This window comes from Deltaproteobacteria bacterium (genome assembly GCA_030654105.1).
Classification (GTDB): domain Bacteria; phylum Desulfobacterota; class SM23-61; order SM23-61; family SM23-61; genus JAHJQK01.
The window spans coordinates 1-4,626 of record JAURYC010000213.1; the positions used below are offsets into that span (position 1 = coordinate 1).

The following is a 4,626-nucleotide window of genomic DNA, read 5'->3' on the forward strand; positions in this document are numbered from 1 at the left end:
ATAAATTTGACGGGTCCCTTTTCAAAATCAAACAACGGTCAACCTTCCAATGCCGAATAAGCAGTTCGGAGTGATCAGTTCGGAGTTCGGAGCAATACGATTTCGGATTTCGGAACGCGGAATGCGGAATTAATTATTAAAAAAACCGATATCCGAAATATTATTTCTTCGTATTTCTTTCTTCTGACTCCGCAATCCGCAATCCGCAATCCGAATTGGTTACATAATCATCCCACCGTCGCAGTGAATCAACTGGCCGGTGATAAAAGAGCTTTCATCCGAGGCCAGGAAAAGGGCCAGGTTGGCGATGTCCTGGGGCAAACCTTTGCGGTTCAGGGGAACGATAAAGGCCAGGCCTTTTTCCATCCGTTCAACGATCGCCGGGGGCATGGACTTGATCATGTCCGTCCAGATCATTCCGGGAGCGATGACGTTGACGTTGATCCCTTTAGGTGCCAATTCCTTGGCCGCCGTCTTGGTCATACCGATTACGCCCGCTTTGGTGGCCGAGTAGTTGAGCTGCCCCGGGTTTCCCCGCCAGCTCGTGGAGGAGATGTTGATGATTTTTCCGTATCCTTTCTCCCGCATCACTCTGGCGGCGCACTGAATGCCAAGAAACACACCCTTCAGATTCACCTCGATGACCTGGTCCCATTGCTCATCGGTCATCTTGTGGAGCATGGCATCGCGAACGATCCCGGCATTGTTTACCAGAATGTCCACGGTCCCGAATTCTTGCACGGCCGCGTCCACCATTTTCTGGGCGGTTTCCCGGGAAGCAACGCTTCCGGCCACGGCCACAGCCTTTCCACCTTTGGCTTTGATCGTTTCTACCGTACGGTTAACATCGGCCTCGTTCACATCATTCACGATCACTTTGGCCCCTTCCTCGGCAAAGCGCAGGGCGATGCCTTCTCCAATCCCCCGTCCGGCTCCGGTCACGATGGCTACTTTGTCTTTGAGTCTCATTTTCTTATCCTCCTTTTAGTTTAAAAGGAATATTGGAATGATGGAATGGCGAAGACAAAATATGGCAGTCCCATTATTCCATTATTCCAATCTTCCAATGGTTCATCTTTCCATTCCGATCGCTTGGCGATATCGAAAATATTGATAAAGCTTACCCGCCGCCCGGGCCGCGCGCTCGGGAGTACGGAATTGGGGTAAAATAAAATCGGTTTGGGCTCCCCCTTTTCCCTTTACCAGATTGGCCCCCACGGCAAAAACGGGCTTCTGGTATTTTTCTATTAGCTCGCCCACCCGCTGGTAAATCTGGGACCGGGTTGCGGAGACTTGTTGCATAACTTTTTCCATCTTTTCAGGGGAAAGGATGGTCTGCGCCCTTTTTTTGACATCGGGAAGAATCGTGGCCAGTGGACCGGCATCCCCGCTCAGGGAAATCACGGCGTCCACCTTCTCCCAGGAGATCAGCAGCTCCAGGCATTTTATATAGGCTTCCATGCCAATCGTAGCCACCATATCCACTGGATTTCCTCGGCTCCAATAGGTTGGAAGAAAAGCATCCATCGCCTGGATGATGGTTTCATCCAGCGGAGGCACTTCCAGTCCGATCTCATTGCAGGCATCGGCTGTAATCACTCCCCATCCGCCTCCCCGGGTAAGAATTCCTACTCGATTTCCGCGGGGCAAGGGGAGGGAAGAAAAGGCCGCGGCCCATTCCAGCATCTCTTCCGTCGTGGAAGCCCAGATAATGCCAGCTTGCCGGAATGCCGCTTCATATAACTCATTCACTCCGGCCATGGCGCCACTGTGCGATTTGGCCGCCCGGGCACCCGCGAGGGTTTTTCCCCCCTTGAAAGCAATAATCGGTTTGCAGGGCGTAATCTCCTTGGCAATCTGCAAAAATTCCCGTCCATCATCCAGGCCTTCGATGTAGGTGAGGACGACTTTGGTCGCCGGATCTTTACCGAAGAAAGACACGTAATCTTCTGACCGCAGATCCCCTTCATTCCCGCTACTCACGTATTTGCTGAAACCCACGGCAAACTTCTCCCCCCAGCCGAGCATTTGCGTTCCGATATTTCCGCTTTGAGAGACAAGGGAAACATTCCCCCTTCTCGGCCGCACAGGAGGCATAAGGGCCGTCAGGCTGGCTGAAGCGCTGAAGACTCCCATGGTATTCGGCCCTACCAAGCGCATCCCGGAAGAGCGAGCGGTCTCGGTCAATTCTTTTTCCAGGCGGGCGCCTTCTTCTCCGGTCTCGCTGAAATCGGAGGTGATGACGATGGCCATGCGGACGCCTTTCTGGATACAATCCAGAAGCGCGCCCATAGCCAGGTGGGCCGGAATGGCGATAATGGCTAAGTCCACTGACTCAGGGATCTGACTTACTTTGGCATAGGCCTTGTGTCTAAAAATTGTTTCCTCTTTCGGGTTTACCGGATAAATTTGCCCCTGGTAACCACCCAGAATAATGTTGAGAAAAACAATGGCTCCCCATTTCCCGATGTTGTTCGAAGCCCCGATGAGGGCGATCGATTGCGGATTAAATAGCAGGTTAAACTCAATCTCTGAATTTCTTTGCATGTCTACCCCTTTTTTAAAACCCCGTATTGCCAAAATCAAACTACAGAATTTTTTTTCCTTCCGCGATCTATATTTGATCAACAGCCGATCAATTGTCAAGTATTTGGGCGAATATTTTTGCAAGAAGAGCGTCCTGGAGCTAAAATTTTTACTCTGGGGGAGAGGCGGAAAGTGCCTGTTGTCGCTTCAGGGTTTGGATGAGGGCTTCCAGCCGGGCCTGGGGAATCCGGATTACTTCTTCCCCCTGGCGGATTTCTATCTCGGGACCTCTCCTCGTCTCCATTTTATGGACCTCAATTTTTTCTTCCGCGACGCTTTCCTCGGAGGGGACAAACTCTTTGTAGGCAGGTGGGATGTATCCTGGCTGGATCCAATCCAGGGGGTTAAACTCGGCGAACTGGATGAGAGTCCCAAAAGCGTTTTTCGGGTGGATATATAACTCCTTCCATCCGGGGAAAGGTTCGGCGAAACCGAAGGTGGGGATTCCTTTCTCCTGCAAAATCCGGTAGGTCTCCTGGAGGTCATTCACCTGGACAGTGATGTGATGGGGCCCTTCTCCCCGGCCTTCTAAAAACCGATACACGAACCCGTCTTTTTCCAGCGGATCGATGAGTTCGATAAAACAGGAGGTGCCAAGCTCCACGGTCGTCCAGCGATATTTTTGCTCAGGGACAGGCGCGCAGTAAAGTTCACGCCCCCCTAACCCGTCCAAAAAGAAAGCACGTGCCTTTTCCAGATCCCGAACAGCAATGGATACGTGGTCAATTCGTCGAATCATACTTTCCTCCCAAGCAATTAATCTTGAAGCTCTTCAGAAGTAAAGTAACCTATACGGAACAGGGAATCAAGACCCGAATGTCCCTCCACCGCAGAGAACGCTGAAGACGCTGAGATGGAGATTGTTTTTTTTAATTGACAGGATGAAGAAAGTATTTTATTAGTAAGTGATCACTTAGTTTTTTCCCCAGAGAAAGGGGGAGGAGATGAAAAGACGGATGTCCGCAGGAAGCCGGCGGGAACAGATCCTTCACGGGTCCATGCAGCTTTTCGCCCAGAAGGGTTTCCGGGGTACGACTACGCGGGAGATTGCCCGGCGTCTGCACATCAGCGAGGCGCTGATGTTTAAATATTTTCCCAGCAAGGAAGCGCTTTACCGGGCAATTATCCAAAAAAGGATGGGTGGTTCGGAAGAGATGTTTTTTCCCAAAGAAGCCGTCCAGGCCAAGGATGACCGGCAGGTATTCCAGTCCATCGCTTCTTACTTGATTCAGAAAAATACGGAAGATCCTACCTTTATGCGCCTGGTCCTCTACAGTGCCCTGGAGGGCCATGACCTCTCCAAGATCTTTTTTGAAAATCACGTTATGGAAAAAAGCCGGCTTCTTTCCAGATATATCCGCCACCGAATCAAGGAAAAGGCTTTTAAACCAGTCCCCCCCATGCTGGCCGCCCGGGCTTTCATGGGGATGATCGTCCATTACGTTCAAGCCCAGGAAGTCTACGGCCTGAAAAAATTCCTCCATTTCTCCCAGAAGAAAGTTGTGGACACCTTCGTGGAAACTTTCTTAAATGGTTTAAGGGGGAGTTCATAAACCAATGGACGAGAAAAAAGAAAATTTGCCGCCTCGAATCCGGAAAAGGACCTTTCTCCTTCTTCTGGTAGTCGCCTTCGTGGGGGTGGGAATCTATTTCGGCGTACAATGGCTGATCTTTCGCTGGCATTACGTCTCGACGGACGATGCGCAAGTGAAAGGGAATTTGATCAATCTCAGTGCAAAGGTTCCGGGAAGGATTGCGAAGCTTCTGGTAGAGGAGGGGGATGCTGTGCAGCGGGGGCAGGTTCTCTTCGAGCTGGAAAAAGAAGATTACGCCGCCGCCCGAGACCAAGCTCGCGCCACCCTGGAAACCGCCAAACATGAGCTGGCCAAAGCCATCACCCAGCTTTCCCTAACCAAAGAGCGAGTTCTCCAGGGTATCGGAGTAGCCCAGGCTTCCTGGCGTGAGGCAGGGGAAGGTCTTAAATTTGCCGAGGATGATGCCGTCCTCACGGCCGATCGGGTGGATAAAGAAATCGATCGT

The 4,626-nt window shown here is 51.4% G+C and carries 5 protein-coding genes; 2 read left to right on the forward strand and 3 right to left on the reverse strand.

What is annotated here, in order from left to right; all coding sequences use genetic code 11:
- Positions 1 to 219: 219 nt before the first annotated feature.
- The 3 genes from fabG to Q7V48_08940 form a co-directional block, all read right to left on the reverse strand.
- Positions 220 to 969: a 3-oxoacyl-ACP reductase FabG gene (gene fabG / locus Q7V48_08930; protein MDO9210855.1), complete on the reverse strand. Its 750-nt coding sequence runs from the start codon at positions 967 to 969 to the stop codon at positions 220 to 222.
- 102 nt (positions 970 to 1,071) lie between these two features.
- A complete protein-coding gene (locus tag Q7V48_08935; protein MDO9210856.1) occupies positions 1,072 to 2,547 on the reverse strand; it encodes a CoA-binding protein in 1,476 nt (491 codons plus the stop codon).
- Between the two features lie 148 nt (positions 2,548 to 2,695).
- Positions 2,696 to 3,325, reverse strand: a complete 630-nt coding sequence (locus tag Q7V48_08940; protein ID MDO9210857.1) for a VOC family protein — start codon at positions 3,323 to 3,325, stop codon at positions 2,696 to 2,698.
- Positions 3,326 to 3,530: 205 nt separating this feature from the next.
- Here Q7V48_08940 and Q7V48_08945 point away from each other — a divergent pair, with 205 nt between their 5' ends.
- Both Q7V48_08945 and Q7V48_08950 read left to right on the forward strand, forming a co-directional pair.
- Complete coding sequence (locus Q7V48_08945; protein ID MDO9210858.1) at positions 3,531 to 4,139, forward strand: TetR/AcrR family transcriptional regulator; 609 nt, start codon at positions 3,531 to 3,533, stop codon at positions 4,137 to 4,139.
- A gap of 4 nt (positions 4,140 to 4,143) precedes the next feature.
- Positions 4,144 to 4,626, forward strand: a 483-nt coding sequence (locus Q7V48_08950; protein MDO9210859.1) for a biotin/lipoyl-binding protein, incomplete at its 3' end; no start/stop codon positions are given.

Coding starts and splice junctions, on each gene's coding strand:
- Q7V48_08935 (MDO9210856.1), bottom strand. CDS start 2,547: ATGCAAAGAAATTCAGAGATTGAGTTTAACCTGCTATTTAATCCGCAA.
- Q7V48_08940 (MDO9210857.1), bottom strand. CDS start 3,325: ATGATTCGACGAATTGACCACGTATCCATTGCTGTTCGGGATCTGGAA.
- fabG (MDO9210855.1), bottom strand. CDS start 969: ATGAGACTCAAAGACAAAGTAGCCATCGTGACCGGAGCCGGACGGGGG.
- Q7V48_08945 (MDO9210858.1), top strand. CDS start 3,531: ATGAAAAGACGGATGTCCGCAGGAAGCCGGCGGGAACAGATCCTTCAC.